Raw genomic sequence first — 16,837 nt, forward strand, 5'->3', positions numbered from 1 at the left:
GCGCCCGGCGGGGCCCCGCGCCGGGCCTCTTCGTTCGGCCGGGTGGTACGGCTTCGGCTATGGCTACGGCATCGGTCATGGCTACGGCATCGGCTACGGCTACTGCTACGCCTTCGGGCGGCGGCGGAAGAGCCGTTTGGCGCCCATGACCAGGGCCGTCGCGCCCGCGAGCACGAGGGCGCCCTTCGTGAAGCTGCCCTGACCCCCGGCGTCGCCCGTGGCAGGGCCCCCGGCGGAGCCCGGCGCGGCCGGGTCGCCGCCCGGTGACGGGGTCGCGGAGGACTTCGCCGGCTTCACCGGGACCGCCACGACCCGGCTCTGCGCGCCCTCCGCGCCGAACATCAGCGCCGACCCGTCCGCCGTGTACGTGACCGACTCCGCCTGCCCCTGCCACGGTGCGGCCACCGACTCGCCGGACCCCTCCGGACGGCCGTCCTTCCACGGGTAGGTCTTCGCGAAGAGGTACCCCCGCAGGGTCAGGCGCCCGCCGTCCGGGGAGAAGGCGCCGTCGGTGACCCAGGGGAGGTCGGCGGTCCGCCGGAAGGTGTTCGTCCCGGACGCGGACAACTGCTCCGGGCCCTCGTACAGGCCGCCCTTGTCCTCGCTCTTGCTCGCGATGTAGACCCGGCCCGTGACCGGATGCACCATCAGCGCCTCCGCGTTGCGCGGGCCGTCCGCGTACTTCACCGTGAACTGCTCGGCCTTGACGGTGACGTCCCCCAGCTCCTTCGGCTCCGGGAGGCGGTAGATCCACACGTGGTCCCAGGTCCCGCCCAGGTTGTCCCCGATGTCGCCGACGTACAGCTGGCCGTCCGGTCCCAGCGAGATCGCCTCGACGTCCCTCGGCTTCCCGACCCCGGTCATCGTCACCCGGGCCACCGTCTTGCCGGTCGCCGAGTCCACCGCGTACAGGTACGGGCCGTCGTCGCTGTCGTTGTGCGTCCAGTACACGCCGGGGTGGATCCGGCTGGCCGCGAGGCCGCTCGACTCCTTGATCCGCGGATCGGTGATGGTGAACCCCGAGGCGCCGGACGCCCCGGACGACCCGGACGACCCGGCCGCCGGGGCCGCCGCGGCCGAACTCGGCAGCACGGCGAGCCCGACGGGCACGGACACACTCAGGACCAGGGCGGCACGGACGGCACTCGACGGCAGCAGACGCATGCCCCCAGCCTGCCAGCCCGCACCGCGTGTCCGGCATCACAGGGGTACCTGTCGCGTGATCCGCGATGATGTCCGGATGCGTTTCATGTTCGTCGGCGATTCCATGACCATCGGACGCGCCGGCGACTACACCTGGCGCTACCGGATGTGGCAGCACCTCGGCGCGTCCTTCGGCGGCCCCTTCAAGATCGTCGGCCCGCGCCACGAGCTCTACGACACCTTCGCGGACGCGCCGACCAGCCACGAGTACGCCGACCCCGGCTTCCCGCAGGACGCCCGCGGCCACCTCGCCGGCTGGGGCGAGGGCTGGCAGCACATGGCCCCGCTGGTCGGCCCCGCGGCCGGAGCCGCGAAGGCCGACGTGCTGCTCGTCTCCCTCGGCCTGATAGACCTCGGCTTCTACACCGCCGCCGACGAGACGGCCGCCAACGTCCGCCGCTTCATCGCGGCCGCGCGGGAAGCCCGCCCCGGCATCCGGATGGTGTTGCTGCCGGTGATCCCGAACGTGCGCGCCGAGTCCGACGAGCCCTTCGCGGCGGAGGTCGCGCGCTTCAACGAGCTGCTGGCGAAGGCGGTCGCCGACCTGTCGACTCCCGCCTCGCCCGTGCTGCTGGCCGCGCGCCCGGCCTCGTACGACATCCACCGCGACACCTACGACGGCACGCACCCCAACGCCTCCGGGGAGCACCGCCTCGCGGGTGAGTTCGCGGCGGTGCTGCACCAGGCGTGGGGGATCGGCGGCCCCTACCGCCCCGCGCGGTAGGCCGTCACCGGGGCTACCAGGCGAAGGCCTCCGGGGAGGGTCCCGGACCCGGGAAGATCTCGTCCAGGGCGGTCAACAGCTCTTCGCCCAGCTCCAGTTCCAGGGCCCGCAGGGCGCTGTCGAGCTGTTCGGCGGTGCGCGGGCCGACGATCGGGCCGGTGACACCGGGCCGGGTCAGCAGCCACGCCAGGGCCGTCTCGCCGGGCTCCAGGCCGTGCTTGTCGAGCAGGTCCTCGTACGCCTGCACCTGCGCCCGTACCGTGCTGCTGGCCAGAGCCTCCGCGGAACGCCCGGAGGCGCGGCGGCCGCCCTCGACCTCCTTCCTGATCACACCGCCGAGCAGGCCGCCGTGCAGCGGGGACCACGGGATCACCCCGAGCCCGTACTCCTGGGCGGCCGGGATGACCTCCATCTCGGCGCGCCGCTCGGCGAGGTTGTACAGGCACTGCTCGCTGACCAGGCCGAGGCCGCCGCGGCGGGCGGCGGTCTCGTTCGCCTGGGCGATCTTGTAGCCGGGGAAGTTCGAGGAGCCCGCGTACAGGATCTTGCCCTGCTGGATCAGTACGTCGACCGCCTGCCAGATCTCCTCGAAGGGGGTCCGGCGGTCGATGTGGTGGAACTGGTAGAGGTCGATGTGGTCGGTCTGGAGCCGCTTCAGGCTCGCCTCGACGGCCCGGCGGATGTTCAGCGCCGAGAGCCGGTCCTCGTTCGGCCACGTCTCACCCTCGCGGGACATGGAGCCGTAGACCTTGGTCGCGAGGACCGTCTTCTCGCGCCGGCCGCCGCCCTGGGCGAACCAGGTGCCGATGATCTCCTCGGTGCGGCCCTTGTTCTCACCCCACCCGTAGACATTGGCCGTGTCGAAGAAGTTCAGACCCGCGCCGAGCGCGGCGTCCATGATCGAGTGACTTGTCGGTTCGTCGGTCTGCGGACCGAAGTTCATCGTGCCGAGGACGAGTCGGCTGACCTTGAGTCCGGTGCGTCCGAGCTGCGTGTACTTCATAAACCCCAAGCCAACTGCTTCGAGTCGACTCCAGGCAAGAGCACCCCGCGATTACTGCCCGACGGCGGCCGCCACTGCGACGACGACGAACATCAGCACGAGTACACCCGCCATGACGCGGTTTCTGGTCTTGGGATCCACCCGTCGAGCCTAACGCGGCCGGGCCGGGCGCCCGTACACAGGGGTCAGCGCCCCAGGGGCCAGGCGGCGACGACCTCGTAGCGGGGCTGCTCCCCGGGGACGCCGGAGACCGGGAGGTGGCTGCGGACCAGGCTGAGCTCGGCGACCTGCCAGGAGGTGCCCTCGAAGGAGCCGAGCCCCGCCAGGTACGGGTCGAGGTCGGTGTCCTCGCGGGACCGGGCGAGCGTGAGGTGCGGGGTGTACCGGTGGTGCTGGTCCATCGGTACGCCGGCCCGGCGGGCGGCGGCGTCGGCCCGCTCGGCCAGCATCCGCATGGCGTCGAGGCCCCCGGCGGCGCCGGCCCACAGCGCGCGACGGCCGAAGTGGCCGGCGCCGTGCAGGCGCAGGGCGAAGGGTTCGCTGCGGGTGGCTGCGCGGGCCAGGCGGGCGTGGAGGTCGGGGAGCAGGCGCTCCTCGACCTCGCCCATGAAGGCGAGCGTGAAGTGCCAGCCCGCTTCCGCGGTCCAGCGCAGGCGGTCGTCGCGCAGGGGCTGCACGGCCTGCGCCAGTTCGGCGACCGCGGTCGCGGACGGCAGGACGGCGGCGAACAGTCTCATGTGCCGAGCCTAGCGACGGTGGCCGCCCCCCGGACCCCCGCGCCTCGGACTCCCCCCGGACGGAGTCCGGGGGGAGTCCCAGCGGCTGGATTCTGCCAGGCGGGACTGCCCGGAGCCCGCAGGGGGCCCGCGCGCGGCGGTTCCGCCCGGCAGATCCAGCGGCGGCGCCCCAGGGGGTGGGTCAGGCCGCCGTGACCAGTTCGCGGCGGGGCGACGGGACGAAGGCCACGCCGCGGCGGTCGACCCGCAGGCGGAGGTTGCCCACGCGGGCCAGCGCCACGCCGATCGCGACCGAGGCGACCAGCGAGACCACGCCGCCCGCGGCCATGCCGACCCGTGCGCCGTACGTGTCCGTGATCCAGCCGACCAGCGGAGCCCCCAGCGGGGTGCCGCCCGTGAACACCATCATGAACAGCGCCATGACCCGGCCCCGCATCTCGGGGTCGGTGGCCATCTGGACGCTGGAGTTGGCGGTGACGTTCACCGTCAGGCCGAAGATCCCGATCGGGACCAGCAGCGCGGCGAACAGCCAGAAGCCGGGTGCGAACGCCGTCACCAGCAGCAGCCCCGAGAACAGCACCGCCGCCGCGACCAGCAGCCGCAGCCGCGAGAGGCCGCGCCGGGCCGCGAGCAGGGCGCCCACGAGGGAGCCGGCCGCGATCAGGGTGTTGAAGAGCCCGTAGGTGCCCGCGTCCCCGTGGAATACGGTGCTGACGAACGCCGACAGCCAGATCGGAAAGTTGAACCCGAAGGTGCCGATGAAGCCGACCAGCACGATCGGCCAGATCAGCTCGGGCCGCCCGGCGACGTAGCGCAGGCCCTCTCGCAGCTGTCCCTTCGCCCGGGGCTGGACCTCGACCGGGTGCAGCTCGGCCGTACGCATCAGCAGCAGGCCGACGATGGGCGCGGCGAAGGACAGTCCGTTCAGCAGGAAGGCCCAGCCGGAGCCGACGGCGGTGATCAGCACACCGGCGATCGCCGGGCCGACCAGTCGCGCGGACTGGAAGTTGGCCGAGTTCAGACTTACGGCATTGGCGACCTGGTCTTTGCCGACCATCTCGGGGACGAAGGTCTGGCGGGCCGGGTTGTCGAGGACGGTCACCAGGCCGAGCGCGAACGCGGCGAGGTAGACGTGCCAGACCTGGACGTGTCCTGCGAGGGTCAGTACGGCGAGCGCGATACCCGTGAGGCCCATGGCGCTCTGGGTGACGATCAGCAGCTGGCGCTTGGGGAGCCGGTCCGCGAGTACGCCTCCGTAGAGGCCGAACATCAGCATCGGCAGGAACTGCAGGGCGATGGTGATGCCGACGGCGGAGGCCGAGCCGGTGAGGGAGAGGACGAGCCAGTCCTGGGCGATGCGCTGCATCCAGGTGCCGGTGTTGGAGACGACCTGTCCCGTGGCGAAGAGCCGGTAGTTGCGGATCTTCAGCGAGCTGAACATCGTGTTCTTGCCCGCGGAGCGCGTAGTGGTGGATGTGTGGCCGGGTGCGGAGTCTGCTCCGGTTCCCGTACTCAAAAGTGTCGCCCCCTGGCGTCGTGGTTACAGGTGCGCGAGCTTCTCCAGGACGGGTGCGGCCTCGCGCAGCTTGGCCCATTCGTCCTCGGTCAGCTCGGCCGCGAGCCCGGCCAGGAAGGCGTTGCGCTTGCGACGGCTCTCTTCGAGCATCGCCTCGGCTTCCTCGGTCTGGCTGACCACCTTCTGGCGGCGGTCGTCGGGGTGCGGCTCCAGCCGTACCAGTCCCTTGGCCTCCAGCAGCGCGACGATGCGTGTCATCGACGGCGGCTGTACGTGTTCGCGTCGCGCCAGCTCACCGGGGGTGGCCTGGCCGCAGCGGGCGAGGGTGCCGAGGACCGACATCTCGGTCGGGCTCAGCGATTCGTCGACGCGCTGGTGCTTGAGGCGCCGGCCCAGCCGCATGACGGCGGATCGGAGGTCGTTCACGGCGGCAGCGTCGTCACCATGGGAAAGGTCGTGCATGGTCTTTAGAGTAACTCATTACTCTCTCTAAGGAACACCGGTTATTTCCCGTCACTCGTACGGGTGAGTTGGCTCCGGAAAGTGACACGCGTCCATGCTCCGTGCCCCGACTCTTTCGGCATGGGGACACATGTGCTGAGCATGCGCATAGACGGGGAGCTCCTCGACAGGCTCCGGACGCATGCCGCCAAACGCGGAATGAGCGTCCAGGACTATGTGGTCCGGACGCTCATTCGCGACGACTTCGACGAACGCTTCAAGGCGGCCGTCGACGAGACAGAGAAGTTCTACGGGCTGACGTGAGGCCCGGCCCGGGCCGGGCCGGTCCCGCCCGGAGCCCGCGAGAGGGCCGCGCGAGAGGGCTACGTGAGGCCGAGCGCCGGCATCGCGTAGTAGAAGGCGAACACCGCCGCTACGACGTACATGGCCACCGGCACCCCGCGGCCCCGGCCGGTCGCGAGCCGCAGCACGCAGAAGCTCACGAAGCCGATGCCGATGCCGTTCGTGATCGAGTACGTGAAGGGCATCATCACCATGGCCAGGAAGGCCGGAACGGCGATGGTGAAGTCGCTCCAGTCGATGTCCTTGACCGAGCCCGCCAGGATCAGGAAGCCCACCGACACGAGGGCGGGGGTGGCCGCCTGGGACGGGACCATGGTGGCGAGCGGCGTGAGGAACAGCGCGACGGTGAAGAGGCCGCCCGTCACGACGTTCGCCAGACCCGTACGGGCGCCTTCGCCGACACCGGCCGTGGACTCCACGAAGCAGGTGGTGGCCGAGGACGAGGTCGCGCCGCCCGAGGCGACGGCCAGGCCGTCCACGAGCAGGACCCGGTTGATGCCGGGGAAGTTGCCGTCCTTGTCGATCAGCTTCGCCTCGTCGCCGACGCCGAGGATCGTGCCCATCGCGTCGAAGAAGCAGGACAGCAGCACGGTGAAGACGAAGAGGATGCCCGTCAGCAGGCCCACCTTGCCGAAGCCGCCGAACAGGCTGACCTGGCCGACGAGCCCGAAGTCGGGCGCGGCCACAGGGTTGCCCGGCCACTCCGGGACGGTCAGGCCCCAGGCCTGGTCCGGCAGCCCGGCGATCAGCTGGATGGCCACCGCGACGACGGTCATGGCCACGATCGAGATCAGGATGGCGCCGGGCGTCTTGCGGATCAGCAGCGCCAGCGTCAGCAGCACGCCGACGATGAAGACGAGGACCGGCCAGCCGTGCAGGTGGCCGCCCGTGCCGAGCTGGAGCGGGACCGTGGTGTGCGCGGCGTCCGGGACGCGCGAGACGAAGCCGGAGTCGACCAGACCGATCAGCATGATGAACAGGCCGATGCCGATCGCGATGCCCTTGCGCAGGCCGACCGGGACGGCGTTCATGACCCGCTCGCGCAGGCCGGTGGCGACCAGCAGCATCACCACGAAGCCGGCCAGGACCACCATGCCCATGGCGTCGGGCCAGCTCATGCGCGGGGCGAGCTGGAGCGCGACCACGGTGTTGACCCCGAGGCCCGCCGCGAGCGCGATCGGGACGTTGCCGATGACACCCATGAGGAGGGTGGTGAAGGCGGCGGTCAGGACGGTGGCCGTGACGAGCTGGCCGCCGTCGAGCTGGTGCCCGTACATGTCCTTCGCGCTGCCCAGGATGATCGGGTTCAGCACGATGATGTAGGCCATCGCGAAGAAGGTGGCGAAGCCGCCGCGCACCTCGCGGCCGAGGGTCGAGCCGCGCTCGGAGATCTTGAAGTAGCGGTCCAGTCCGGAGGAGGGTTCCTGGGCGGAAGGCTCCGGGGTGGTGGACGCGGGGGCGGGGGCCGGCGTGCTCATGCGGTCCTCATTGGGTGGTTCATACGATGAAATCGGGCCTTGCCCAAACCGTTTCAGTATGAACACATGAACGAAGGGGCGTCCATCTCCGCGCGTAGACCCTGTTCGCGGCCGCCTAGACTTGAACGCATGGCGAAATGGACTGCGAAGCACGAGGCTCCCGAGCCCCTTGAGGGCCCGGTCGTCGCGACCGTCACCGGGGGCACGATCCTCTGGTTCGCCCTCTTCCTCGTCCAGCTCCCCTTCTACGGGTGGTTCGCCGACCGGGACCTGCTGTGGTGGGTCTGGTGCTGCGCGGCCGGCGGCGTACTCGGCCTGATCGGCCTCTGGTACGTACGGGGCCGCGACGCCGCCCTCAAGCGCCACGCGGCGGAGCAGGCGGCGGCCGGCTCCGCCCCCTCGGGCTCCGGCTCCTCCTCCGGTTCCGCCTCCCCGGCTCCCTGAGGGCGGGTCGAGCCGGAGACGGGTCAGGGTCAGGGTCAGGGTCCGGGTCCGGGTCCGCCGACGGTCTACCAAGGGACGATTTCCCTCATCCCGAAGTCGGATCTTCGGACCGCTCGGCGGGTGAAGCGTTCGAACGCCCTTTACCGTCGAAAGCATGACGCAGCGGGCTGAGATCGAATCCGAGGGACCCGAGCCGGGCGGCGGCGGTCCAGGCATCGCCGCCGGGACCGCCATCGACGCAGGAGCCGAACTGGACCCCGTACATCCGATGCGGCCGCCCGCGCCCAGATTCAGGCCCGGGGGCCTGACCACCGCCGAGGTCGCGGAACACGTCGCGCGCGGAGCCGTCAACGACGTCCCCGTGCGCTCTTCCCGCGCCACCACCGAGATCGTACGCGCCAACGTCTTCACCCGCTTCAACGCGATCATCGGCGTCCTGTGGGTGATCATGCTGTTCGTCGCGCCGATCCAGGACAGCCTCTTCGGCTTCGTGATCATCGCGAACACCGGCATCGGCATCATCCAGGAGCTGCGCGCCAAGAAGACCCTGGACGGACTCGCCGTCATCGGCGAGGCGAAGCCGAGCGTGCGCCGCGACGGCAGGACGGCCGAGATCTCCACCTCCGAGATCGTCCTCGGCGACGTCATCGAGCTCGGCCCCGGGGACAAGGTCGTCGTGGACGGGACCGTCGGCGAGGCCGAGGGCCTGGAGATCGACGAGTCCCTGCTCACCGGCGAGGCCGACCCCGTCCTGAAGAAGCCCGGCGACCCGGTGATGTCCGGCTCCTTCGTCGTCGCCGGCGGCGGAGCCTTCACCGCCACCAAGGTCGGCCGCGAGGCCTACGCGGCCCAGCTGGCCGAGGAGGCGTCCCGCTTCACGCTCGTCCACTCCGAACTGCGCAGCGGCATCTCCACCATCCTCAAGTACGTCACCTGGATGATGATCCCGACCTCGATCGGCCTGGTCATCAGCCAGCTGATCGTCAAGGACAACAACCTCAAGGACGCCATCGCCCGGACCGTCGGCGGCATCGTCCCGATGATCCCCGAAGGCCTCGTCCTCCTCACCTCCGTAGCCTTCGCCATCGGCGTCATCCGGCTCGGCCGCAAGCAGTGCCTGGTCCAGGAGCTGCCCGCCATCGAGGGCCTGGCCCGCGTGGACGTGGTCTGCCTCGACAAGACCGGCACCCTCACCGAGGGCGGCATGGACGTCACCGAGTGCCGCCCGCTCGGCGGCGCGGACACCTCGTACGTCAAGAAGGTGCTCGGCGCCCTCGGCGAGTCCGACCCGCGCCCCAACGCCAGCCTCCAGGCCATCATCGACGCCTACCCCGACAGCGCGGAGTGGCGCTGCACCGAGTCGCTGCCCTTCTCCTCGGCCCGCAAGTACAGCGGCGCCAGCTTCAGCGAGGGCGACGGCGAGAACAACACCTGGCTGCTCGGCGCCCCCGACGTGCTGCTGCCCTCCGGGGACCCGGCCCTCGACGAGATCGACACGCTCAACGAGCAGGGCCTGCGCGTCCTGCTGCTCGGCCGGGCCGCCCGCGAGCTCGACGACCCCGCCGTGGCCACCGGGGTGCGGCCCACCGCCCTGATCGTCCTGGAACAGCGGCTGCGGCCCGATGCCGCCGACACGCTGCGCTACTTCGACGACCAGGACGTCAAGGCCAAGGTCATCTCCGGCGACAACGCGGTCTCCGTCGGCGCCGTCGCCGGCAAGCTCGGCCTGCCGGGCGCGGAGAACACCGTCGACGCCCGCAAGCTGCCGACGACGCAGGCCGAGATGGCCGAGGTCCTCGACCAGAACTCCGTCTTCGGCCGGGTCACCCCGCAGCAGAAGCGCGACATGGTCGCGGCGCTCCAGTCCAAGGGCCACACGGTCGCCATGACCGGCGACGGCGTCAACGACGTGCTCGCCCTCAAGGACGCCGACATCGGCGTCTCGATGGGCTCCGGCTCGGAGGCCACCCGCGCGGTCGCGCAGATCGTCCTCCTCAACAACAGCTTCTCCACGCTCCCCTCGGTGGTCGCCGAGGGCCGCCGCGTCATCGGCAACATCACCCGGGTCGCCACGCTCTTCCTGGTGAAGACCGTCTACTCGGTGCTGCTCGCCGTCCTGGTGGTCTGCTCCCAGGTGGAGTACCCGTTCCTGCCGCGCCACCTGACGCTGCTGTCCACGCTGACCATCGGCATCCCGGCCTTCTTCCTGGCCCTGGCCCCGAACACGGAGCGGGCCAAGCCGAACTTCGTGAAACGGGTGATGCGCTACGCGATCCCGGGCGGCGCGATCGCGGCGGTGGCCACCTTCGTCACGTACCTGCTGGCCCGCCACCACTACACCGGCCCGGACGCCCTCCAGGCCGAGACCAGCGCGGCGACGCTGACGCTGTTCCTGACCTCGATGTGGGTCCTGGCGATCATCGCCCGCCCGTACACGTGGTGGCGGGTGGTCCTGGTCGGCGCGATGGGCCTGGCCTTCCTGATCGTCCTCGTCGTGCCGTGGCTGCAGGACTTCTTCCAGCTCAAACTGGACGGCGCCCAGATGCCGTGGACGGCGGTGGCCGTGGCCGCCGCGGCCGCGGCCCTGATCGAATTCGTCTTCCGCTGGGTCGGCCGCAGGTTCCCGGTGTAGGCACGGCCGCCGCTGCCCCGCACGGGGCGGGGCAGCGGCGGTTCTCAGCGGCGGTTCTCCTAGGCTTTGCCCCAGGTGCCCGATGGACAACGCGGGCAACGTCTCCCAGGACGCCAACGTCTCCTCCTACGCACAGCCGAACTCCGCCCCCGCCGCCTTCGCCGACCCCGTCGCCGGGCCCGTGCTGACCACCCTGGCCCCGGGCGCGCACCCGCGCATCGGCTCCGACGGTGACCTCACCGGTGACGGGCTGGCGGACCTCTGGTCCGCCGACGCCGCCGGCGAGGTCACGGTCTTCCCCGGTACGGGCACGGCCGGCGTTCACCCGACCGTGTCGGGCTTCGGCCCGGCTGCCTAGTCGAACCACCTGTCCCGGGCCAGCTCACTGGTCCGGGACGGGTCCTCCAGGAGGGCCGCCACCTCGAAGCGGCGCGGCCACTGGCCCGCCGCCCAGGCCAGGCCCGCGGCCACGCCCTCCAGGGTGGCGGCGTGCAGGGTGCCGTCCGGGGTGCGGCGCCAGTCCAGTTCGACGCCGCCCGCGATCAGCTCCTCGTGTTCGAGGTAGGCGGTGGGCGTCGCCGGGCCCAGCAGGACCCGTACGGGCTCCGGTACCTCGTGCTCCTCGCCCGGTGTGCTGACCTCCGCCGGGACCGTGTCCGACAGCCGCCGCACCTGGAGCAGCTCCGCCAGGTCGGCCGCGCGCGACGGGGAGACCGGCAGCAGGGCCAGGCCCTCCGCCAGCGCCAGCAGGTCGGGGGCGTCCGCGATCACCGCGTCGGCCGCGTCCACCACGCGGACCTCGCCGTCCACCACCGCACGCAGCTCGTCCGGCAGGGTGACCTGCTCGGGGTCCAGATCGGCCAGAGCGCCGTACAGGGCGTGCAGTTGGCGCCCGCCCACCTCGCGGTCCGGGTCGGCGAGGCGGCCCAGGAGCTCGGCGGCGCCGCCGGGTTCGTCGAGCAGGGCGGCCACGGTGGTGCGTACGCCGAGCGCCCGCAGGACCTGCTCGTCCTCGAAGCCCGTGGCGTCCGCCGAGGTGTAGAGCCCCGCCAGCAGCGGGTCGCCGCCCGCCGCGCGCAGGCCGGCCGGGCGGCGGCCGTCGAGCACGGGGTGGTCGCGCAGCCACCACGCGGTGTACGGGCGGACCGACTGCGTGGTGCCGTCGGGCAGCAGGACCCGTACCGGCTGGGTCAGGGCGTCGCGCAGCGGGGGCTGCGCGAGCATCGCCAGGGCCTGGGGCCAGCAGTCGTCGTCGACCAGGTCGAGGTCCCGTACGGCGACCAGCTCGGTCGCCACCGGCGGCACCGGGGTGTCGGGCAGCTGGTCGAGCACGTCCTCGCACCACACGTCCACCGCGTCCAGCAGGCCCGCGTCGTCGGGCTCGGCGAAGTCCCCGTCGCGGGGCTCCAGTTCGTCCGGGTCGAGGACGACGTCGGTGGCGCGCACGAGCTGGAAGGCGGCCAGCACCCCGACGGCGGTGAGCGGGCCCTCGCCCCAGCGCGCGAGCAGCTCCTCGTCGACGTACGGGATCTCGTCCGCGCGGATCACGGAGGCCAACGGCGAGCCGGGCAGCAGGAGTTCGCCCGCCGGGGTCGGTTCGCCGTCCTCGTCGGGCAGGGCCAGCGCGCCCAGCCACGGCTCGTCACCGGGCGCGAGTTCGGCGCCCTGGACCAGGCCCAGGACCACGTCGGCCAGTTCGTCGGCGTCGAGGGTGTCCGCGTCCTCGTCCCAGATCTCCCCGGCGTCGAGCGAGGCCGCCACGGCGGCCCGTACCTGCGGGGTGGTCAGGACCGCGCGGGGCGTGGCCGGGAGCGCTCCGAGCTTCTCCAGCAGCGGGTGCACCGCGTCCGGGTGGGCCACCTTCAGGCCGAGCCGGGCCAGGTCCGCGGGGGTGTCCGCGTAGGGGAGCAGGACGTGGCGGGGGCCGATGGTGGTGCGCCCGTCGGCCAGCGGCACGGGCAGCCCGGACAGGCGGTCCGGATCCACGCCGGCCAGGGTGTCGTACAGCCGGTGCCACCAGTCGGGGGTGCGCTCGATGCCCGCGATCCGCTCGATGGCGTCGCCGAGCGGGAGCCGGCCGACGCCCAGGGTGCGCAGCTCGGCGCGGCGTTCGAGACCGGCCGGGAGCAGGGTCGGCAGGACCTCCGCGAGGACCCGTACGGTGTCGGCGCCCGCGCCCTCCACCACCTCGGCCTCGAAGGGGCGCAGGGCCGCCCGCTCGTCGGGGTCCTCGGAAGGGGCGGCGGGCGCGAGGAAGGCGGTCCGGGGGAGCCGCTGGAGCACGGCCGCGCGCAGGGCCCCGTCGAGCTCGCCCTTGCCGAGCGGGCCCGGTACGAGGTCCACGAGCGCGGTGCTCACCGGGTCCCAGGAGCCGAGCAGTTCGGCGTACGCGTCGGCCGCGCGCTCCACCAGGAAGTCGGTCAGCGGCCCCGGCGCGGGGTGCCGGCGCGAGGTGTCCAGCGGCAGGGTCGCGATGAGCAGCGCGGGGATGCCGAGCGGTTCGTCGGTCGGGGTCGGCGCGTGCACCACGGGGGCGGTGTCGGGGCGTTCCGGGGCGCCCTCGGCGTCGACGGGCACGGCCCAGGAGACGGTCCAGACGGGCCGCAGCCGTTCCTCGACGGGCCGGTCCGCGAGCAGCGCCCGCTCGATGGGGCCGCCGTGGCGGACGGTGCGCCAGCGCCGGGTCCGGCCGGCGGAGTCCTCGATGACGGTGTACGGGCCTTCGGCGCGGCGCAGCAGGGTCCGCACACCTCCGGCGGGGGTGTCGACGATGACCTCGTGCAGGCCGGGCAGGGTCAGGAGCAGGGCGTCGTCGATGCCGGCGAGGAGGCGCTGTGCGAGCTCCTCGGCGGCGGCGTCGCGCAGCGGGAGGACCACGACGGTGTCGTACGCGTCGGGCGCGGTGCCCTCGGCGGGCAGCGGGAGGCGCAGCAGCGGGACGTGCCCGTCGCGGCGGCGCAGCTCGTCGCCGAGGCCGGGGCTGCCGACGGCGGCGCCCCGGGCCAGTTCGCGGGCCTCGGGCAGCGACCAGCGCACTCCGCCGTGGCGGCCGAGGACCGCGGGCTCGTCGGTGACGGCGAGGACGGCGGCGAAGCCGACGCCGAAGCGGCCGACGGTGTCCCCGGACCCGCTCGGGCTGCCCGAGCCGTCGGCCCCGGCGCTCCCGGCGCTCCCGGTGGGCTCCCGCTTGGCGGAGGCCCGCAGGGTGCTCAGCGACTCCACGCCCGTCGCGTCCAGCGGGGCCCCGGTGTTGGCGACGGCGAGCACGGCGTGGCCGCCCTCGTCCGGGCTGCCGGGGTGCAGCGTGAGCCGCAGCCGGCCGGGGACCCGGGCGCGGGCCGCCGCGTCGGCGGCGTTCTGCGCCAGCTCGATGACGAGCCGGTCCCGGTAGCCGCCGAGCGCCAGATCCTCCTCGGCGTTGGCGTCCTCGCGGAAGCGGGCGGGGCCCGCGCCCCACGCGTCGAGCACCCCGCGTCGCAGCCGGGCCGTGCCGAAGGGGTCCACGCCGCTCTGGGCCGCCGTTACTCGCACGCTCACGCCGCTGCCTCCAGCTGTGCCGTCTTCAAGGATGCCGGGCCTTCGAACCTGCCCCGAACCTCCTGAAGGTATCGCGTGAATGCCTACGCCTTGCCCGTGAGGTGGGCGAACACCACGACGTTGGCGTCCCAGTGGCGGTCCGGGGTGAGGCTGCCGCCGCAGGTGATCAGGCGGAGCTCGGCCTTGCCGTGGGTGTCGCCGTAGACCTTGTCGGTCGGGAAGGCGTCCTGCTTGAAGGTCTGTACGTCGTCGACGGCGGGGACGGCGGTGCTGCCGTCGTTGAGGAACGTCACGGTCCCGGACCCCCACGAGGAACGCCGGAGCCCCCGGGGACGCGTCGTGGTCACCGGGGGCTCCGGATGGTTCGGGGCGTGCCGGTCAGAGCTGCTCGATCACGTAGTCGATGCACGCGGTCAGCGCCTGCACGTCCGCCGGGTCGATCGCCGGGAACATCGCGACACGGAGCTGGTTGCGGCCGAGCTTGCGGTACGGCTCGGTGTCCACGATGCCGTTGGCGCGCAGCACCTTGGCGACCGCGGCCGCGTCGATGTCGTCGGAGAAGTCGATCGTGCCGATGACGGCGGAGCGCTTGTCGGCGTCCTGGACGAAGGGGGTGGCGTACTTCGACGCCTCCGCCCAGCCGTACAGGTTGCGCGCGCTGGCCGCCGTACGGCCGGTCGTGAACTCCAGGCCGCCCTGGCCGTTCATCCACTCCAGCTGCTGGTTCAGCAGGAAGAGGGTGGAGAGCGCCGGGGTGTTGTACGTCTGGTTCTTCAGCGAGTTGTCGATCGCCGTCGGCAGCGAGAAGAACTCCGGGATGTGCCGGCTGCCGGAGGCGTGCACGCGCGCGGCGCGCTCCAGGGCCGCCGGGGAGAACGCGGCCAGCCACAGGCCGCCCTCAGAGGCGAAGGACTTCTGCGGGGCGAAGTAGTAGACGTCGCTCTCGGTGATGTCCACCGGCAGGCCGCCCGCGCCCGAGGTCGCGTCCACCAGAACGAGCGAACCGGCGTCGGCGCCCGTGACGCGCTTGATCGGCGCCGCGACACCCGTCGAGGTCTCGTTGTGGGTGTACGCGTACACGTCCACGCCCGCCTCCGCCACCGGCTCGGGGTGCGTGCCCGGCTCGGAGGAGATCACGGAGGGCGCGTCCAGCCACGGCGCGAGCTTCGCGGCCGTGGCGAACTTCGAGGAGAACTCGCCGAAGGTGAGGTGCTGCGACTTCCGCTCGATGAGACCGGCGGTCGCGATGTCCCAGAAGGCGGTGGAGCCGCCGTTGCCCAGGATCACCTCGTAGCCCTCGGGGAGGGAGAAGAGGTCCCGGATGCCCTGGCGCACCGAGCCGACCAGGTTCTTGACCGGGGCCTGGCGGTGCGAGGTTCCGAGCAGGGAGGTACCGGTGGCGGCCAGGGCGTCCAGCGCCTCGGTCCGCACCTTGGAGGGGCCCGCGCCGAAGCGTCCGTCGGCGGGCTTGATGTCAGCGGGAATCTGGATCTCGGCCACGAGCGGAGCGTATCGGGTCCTGGTCCGGGGCTTCGAGGCGAGTCCACCGGATGAGACGAGTGGCTTGAAGAAGCTGTAGCGGAGGTTAAGGGGGTGTGCGCAATGTAAGGCAGAACACTCCTGCACGGTCCTTACAGGCGCCGTAGCCTGGAGAGATGCCCCCCGCACCCTGCCCCTCCCCTCCTCCCGTGACGGATCCCGCCTCATCCGCCATGGCCTCCGCCTCGTCCGCCGCGCCTTCGGCCGCCCCCGCCGCGGGCCCGCGCCCGGCCAAGGGTGCCGGTGGCCTCGGGCCGATCGCGCTGGTGGTCGCGGCGGGGATCTCGGTGCAGTTCGGCGCCGCCCTCGCGGTGCTGATCATGCCCAGGGCGGGCGCGGCGGGCGTGGTCACGCTGCGGCTGGCGGTGGCGGCGCTCGTGCTGCTGCTCCTGTGCCGGCCCAAGCTGCGCGGCCACACCCGCGCCGACTGGACCACCGTGGTGTGGTTCGGCGTGACGATGGCCGCGATGAACGGCCTCTTCTACCAGGCCGTCGACCGCATCCCGCTGGGCCCGGCCGTCACCCTGGAGGTGCTCGGCCCGCTGGCCCTGTCCGTCTTCGTGTCCCGCCGCCTGATGAACGTGCTGTGGGCGGCCCTGGCCCTGGCCGGCGTGGTCCTGCTCTCCAGCCACGGCGGCGGCTTCGGCGGCCTCGACCCGCTGGGTGCGGGCTTCGCGCTGGGCGCGGGCGTGATGTGGGCGGCGTACATCGTCTTCAGTGCCCGCACCGGCCGGCGCTTCCCGCAGGCGGACGGGCTCGCCCTGGCGATGGCGGTCGCGGCGGTCCTGTCCCTCCCGCTGGGCGTGATCGAGGCGGGCTCCGCCCTCCTCGCGCCGAGCACCCTCGCCCTGGGCGCGGGCGTGGCCGTACTGTCCTCGGTCCTGCCGTACACGCTGGAGCTGCTGGCGCTGCGCCGGCTGCCGGCCCCGACCTTCGCGATCCTGATGAGCCTGGAGCCGGCCATCGCCGCGACGGCGGGCTTCCTGGTCCTGCACCAGGCCCTGTCGGCCCTGGACGCGGTGGCCATCGCCCTGGTCATCGCGGCGAGCATGGGCGCGGTCCGTGCCCAGACCCGCCGCGCGTCGGGCCTACCCGCTTCCTGACCGGCCGGTGGTCGCGGCGGGGGCGAGCGCGCTCAGGTCCACAACTGGACGATGGACTTCACCCGCACTGCCGCCTGAGCGGCCACGGACCTGCCCGCGCCCCGCCGCCCACGGGGG

General features: G+C 72.5%; 15 protein-coding genes. 6 read left to right on the plus strand and 9 right to left on the minus strand.

What is annotated here, in order from left to right:
- Positions 1 to 105 precede the first annotated feature (105 nt).
- On the minus strand, positions 106 to 1,164 hold the full coding sequence (locus tag ACFWB8_RS34470) for a WD40 repeat domain-containing protein (protein WP_385236413.1): 1,059 nt from the start codon (positions 1,162 to 1,164) through the stop codon (positions 106 to 108).
- Positions 1,165 to 1,240: 76 nt separating this feature from the next.
- Here ACFWB8_RS34470 and ACFWB8_RS34475 point away from each other — a divergent pair, with 76 nt between their 5' ends.
- Entirely contained in the window at positions 1,241 to 1,927 is a 687-nt protein-coding gene (locus tag ACFWB8_RS34475; RefSeq protein WP_385236416.1) for a GDSL-type esterase/lipase family protein, read from the plus strand.
- A 13-nt stretch (positions 1,928 to 1,940) separates the two neighbouring features.
- Here the strand turns inward: ACFWB8_RS34475 and ACFWB8_RS34480 are convergent, their stop codons facing one another.
- From ACFWB8_RS34480 to ACFWB8_RS34495, 4 genes are all read right to left on the minus strand, one after another.
- Entirely contained in the window at positions 1,941 to 2,930 is a 990-nt protein-coding gene (locus ACFWB8_RS34480) for an aldo/keto reductase (RefSeq protein ID WP_385236419.1), read from the minus strand.
- A 185-nt stretch (positions 2,931 to 3,115) separates the two neighbouring features.
- Positions 3,116 to 3,667, minus strand: coding sequence for an RNA 2',3'-cyclic phosphodiesterase (thpR, locus tag ACFWB8_RS34485; RefSeq protein ID WP_385236422.1), 552 nt, complete (start codon positions 3,665 to 3,667; stop codon positions 3,116 to 3,118).
- A gap of 181 nt (positions 3,668 to 3,848) precedes the next feature.
- Positions 3,849 to 5,183: an MFS transporter gene (locus tag ACFWB8_RS34490; RefSeq protein ID WP_385236425.1), complete on the minus strand. Its 1,335-nt coding sequence runs from the start codon at positions 5,181 to 5,183 to the stop codon at positions 3,849 to 3,851.
- A 24-nt stretch (positions 5,184 to 5,207) separates the two neighbouring features.
- A complete protein-coding gene (locus ACFWB8_RS34495) occupies positions 5,208 to 5,645 on the minus strand; it encodes a MarR family winged helix-turn-helix transcriptional regulator (protein ID WP_266574971.1) in 438 nt (145 codons plus the stop codon).
- Positions 5,646 to 5,765: 120 nt separating this feature from the next.
- On the opposite strand from ACFWB8_RS34495, the gene ACFWB8_RS34500 reads away from it, so the two are divergent.
- Positions 5,766 to 5,948 (plus strand): hypothetical protein, encoded by a 183-nt coding sequence (locus tag ACFWB8_RS34500; protein ID WP_030156886.1) that lies wholly within the window; start codon positions 5,766 to 5,768, stop codon positions 5,946 to 5,948.
- Positions 5,949 to 6,007: 59 nt separating this feature from the next.
- Here ACFWB8_RS34500 and ACFWB8_RS34505 read toward each other — a convergent pair whose 3' ends face one another.
- Positions 6,008 to 7,465, minus strand: a complete 1,458-nt coding sequence (locus tag ACFWB8_RS34505; protein ID WP_385236428.1) for an NCS2 family permease — start codon at positions 7,463 to 7,465, stop codon at positions 6,008 to 6,010.
- A gap of 129 nt (positions 7,466 to 7,594) precedes the next feature.
- Here ACFWB8_RS34505 and ACFWB8_RS34510 point away from each other — a divergent pair, with 129 nt between their 5' ends.
- From ACFWB8_RS34510 to ACFWB8_RS34520, 3 genes are all read left to right on the plus strand, one after another.
- Positions 7,595 to 7,909, plus strand: a complete 315-nt coding sequence (locus tag ACFWB8_RS34510; RefSeq protein WP_385236431.1) for a DUF2530 domain-containing protein — start codon at positions 7,595 to 7,597, stop codon at positions 7,907 to 7,909.
- Positions 7,910 to 8,063: 154 nt separating this feature from the next.
- Positions 8,064 to 10,541: an HAD-IC family P-type ATPase gene (locus ACFWB8_RS34515; RefSeq protein ID WP_385236434.1), complete on the plus strand. Its 2,478-nt coding sequence runs from the start codon at positions 8,064 to 8,066 to the stop codon at positions 10,539 to 10,541.
- Positions 10,542 to 10,623: 82 nt separating this feature from the next.
- A complete protein-coding gene (locus ACFWB8_RS34520; protein WP_385236437.1) occupies positions 10,624 to 10,899 on the plus strand; it encodes a hypothetical protein in 276 nt (91 codons plus the stop codon).
- On the opposite strand, the gene ACFWB8_RS34525 is transcribed toward ACFWB8_RS34520, so the two are convergent.
- From ACFWB8_RS34525 to serC, 3 genes are all read right to left on the minus strand, one after another.
- Positions 10,896 to 14,078, minus strand: a complete 3,183-nt coding sequence (locus ACFWB8_RS34525) for a molecular chaperone Hsp90 (protein ID WP_385236440.1) — start codon at positions 14,076 to 14,078, stop codon at positions 10,896 to 10,898. The genes ACFWB8_RS34520 and ACFWB8_RS34525 overlap by 4 nt on opposite strands.
- Positions 14,079 to 14,161: 83 nt before the next feature.
- Positions 14,162 to 14,371: a hypothetical protein gene (locus tag ACFWB8_RS34530; protein ID WP_385236443.1), complete on the minus strand. Its 210-nt coding sequence runs from the start codon at positions 14,369 to 14,371 to the stop codon at positions 14,162 to 14,164.
- Positions 14,372 to 14,456: 85 nt separating this feature from the next.
- Complete coding sequence (gene serC / locus ACFWB8_RS34535; protein ID WP_385236446.1) at positions 14,457 to 15,578, minus strand: phosphoserine transaminase; 1,122 nt, start codon at positions 15,576 to 15,578, stop codon at positions 14,457 to 14,459.
- A 212-nt stretch (positions 15,579 to 15,790) separates the two neighbouring features.
- Here serC and ACFWB8_RS34540 point away from each other — a divergent pair, with 212 nt between their 5' ends.
- A complete protein-coding gene (locus ACFWB8_RS34540) occupies positions 15,791 to 16,720 on the plus strand; it encodes a DMT family transporter (RefSeq protein ID WP_385236449.1) in 930 nt (309 codons plus the stop codon).
- The last annotated feature ends 117 nt before the right edge of the window (positions 16,721 to 16,837 follow it).

The organism is Streptomyces sp. NPDC060031 (assembly GCF_042736805.1).
GTDB lineage: Bacteria > Actinomycetota > Actinomycetes > Streptomycetales > Streptomycetaceae > Streptomyces.

Excerpts from the sequence above, each read along its gene's own strand:
- ACFWB8_RS34510 (WP_385236431.1), top strand. The coding sequence starts at position 7,595 with ATGGCGAAATGGACTGCGAAGCACGAGGCTCCCGAGCCCCTTGAGGGC.
- ACFWB8_RS34540 (WP_385236449.1), top strand. The coding sequence starts at position 15,791 with ATGGCCTCCGCCTCGTCCGCCGCGCCTTCGGCCGCCCCCGCCGCGGGC.
- ACFWB8_RS34495 (WP_266574971.1), bottom strand. The coding sequence starts at position 5,645 with ATGCACGACCTTTCCCATGGTGACGACGCTGCCGCCGTGAACGACCTC.
- ACFWB8_RS34505 (WP_385236428.1), bottom strand. The coding sequence starts at position 7,465 with ATGAGCACGCCGGCCCCCGCCCCCGCGTCCACCACCCCGGAGCCTTCC.
- ACFWB8_RS34475 (WP_385236416.1), top strand. The coding sequence starts at position 1,241 with ATGCGTTTCATGTTCGTCGGCGATTCCATGACCATCGGACGCGCCGGC.
- ACFWB8_RS34480 (WP_385236419.1), bottom strand. The coding sequence starts at position 2,930 with ATGAAGTACACGCAGCTCGGACGCACCGGACTCAAGGTCAGCCGACTC.
- ACFWB8_RS34500 (WP_030156886.1), top strand. The coding sequence starts at position 5,766 with ATGGGGACACATGTGCTGAGCATGCGCATAGACGGGGAGCTCCTCGAC.
- ACFWB8_RS34470 (WP_385236413.1), bottom strand. The coding sequence starts at position 1,164 with ATGCGTCTGCTGCCGTCGAGTGCCGTCCGTGCCGCCCTGGTCCTGAGT.
- ACFWB8_RS34520 (WP_385236437.1), top strand. The coding sequence starts at position 10,624 with ATGGACAACGCGGGCAACGTCTCCCAGGACGCCAACGTCTCCTCCTAC.
- ACFWB8_RS34515 (WP_385236434.1), top strand. The coding sequence starts at position 8,064 with ATGACGCAGCGGGCTGAGATCGAATCCGAGGGACCCGAGCCGGGCGGC.
- thpR (WP_385236422.1), bottom strand. The coding sequence starts at position 3,667 with ATGAGACTGTTCGCCGCCGTCCTGCCGTCCGCGACCGCGGTCGCCGAA.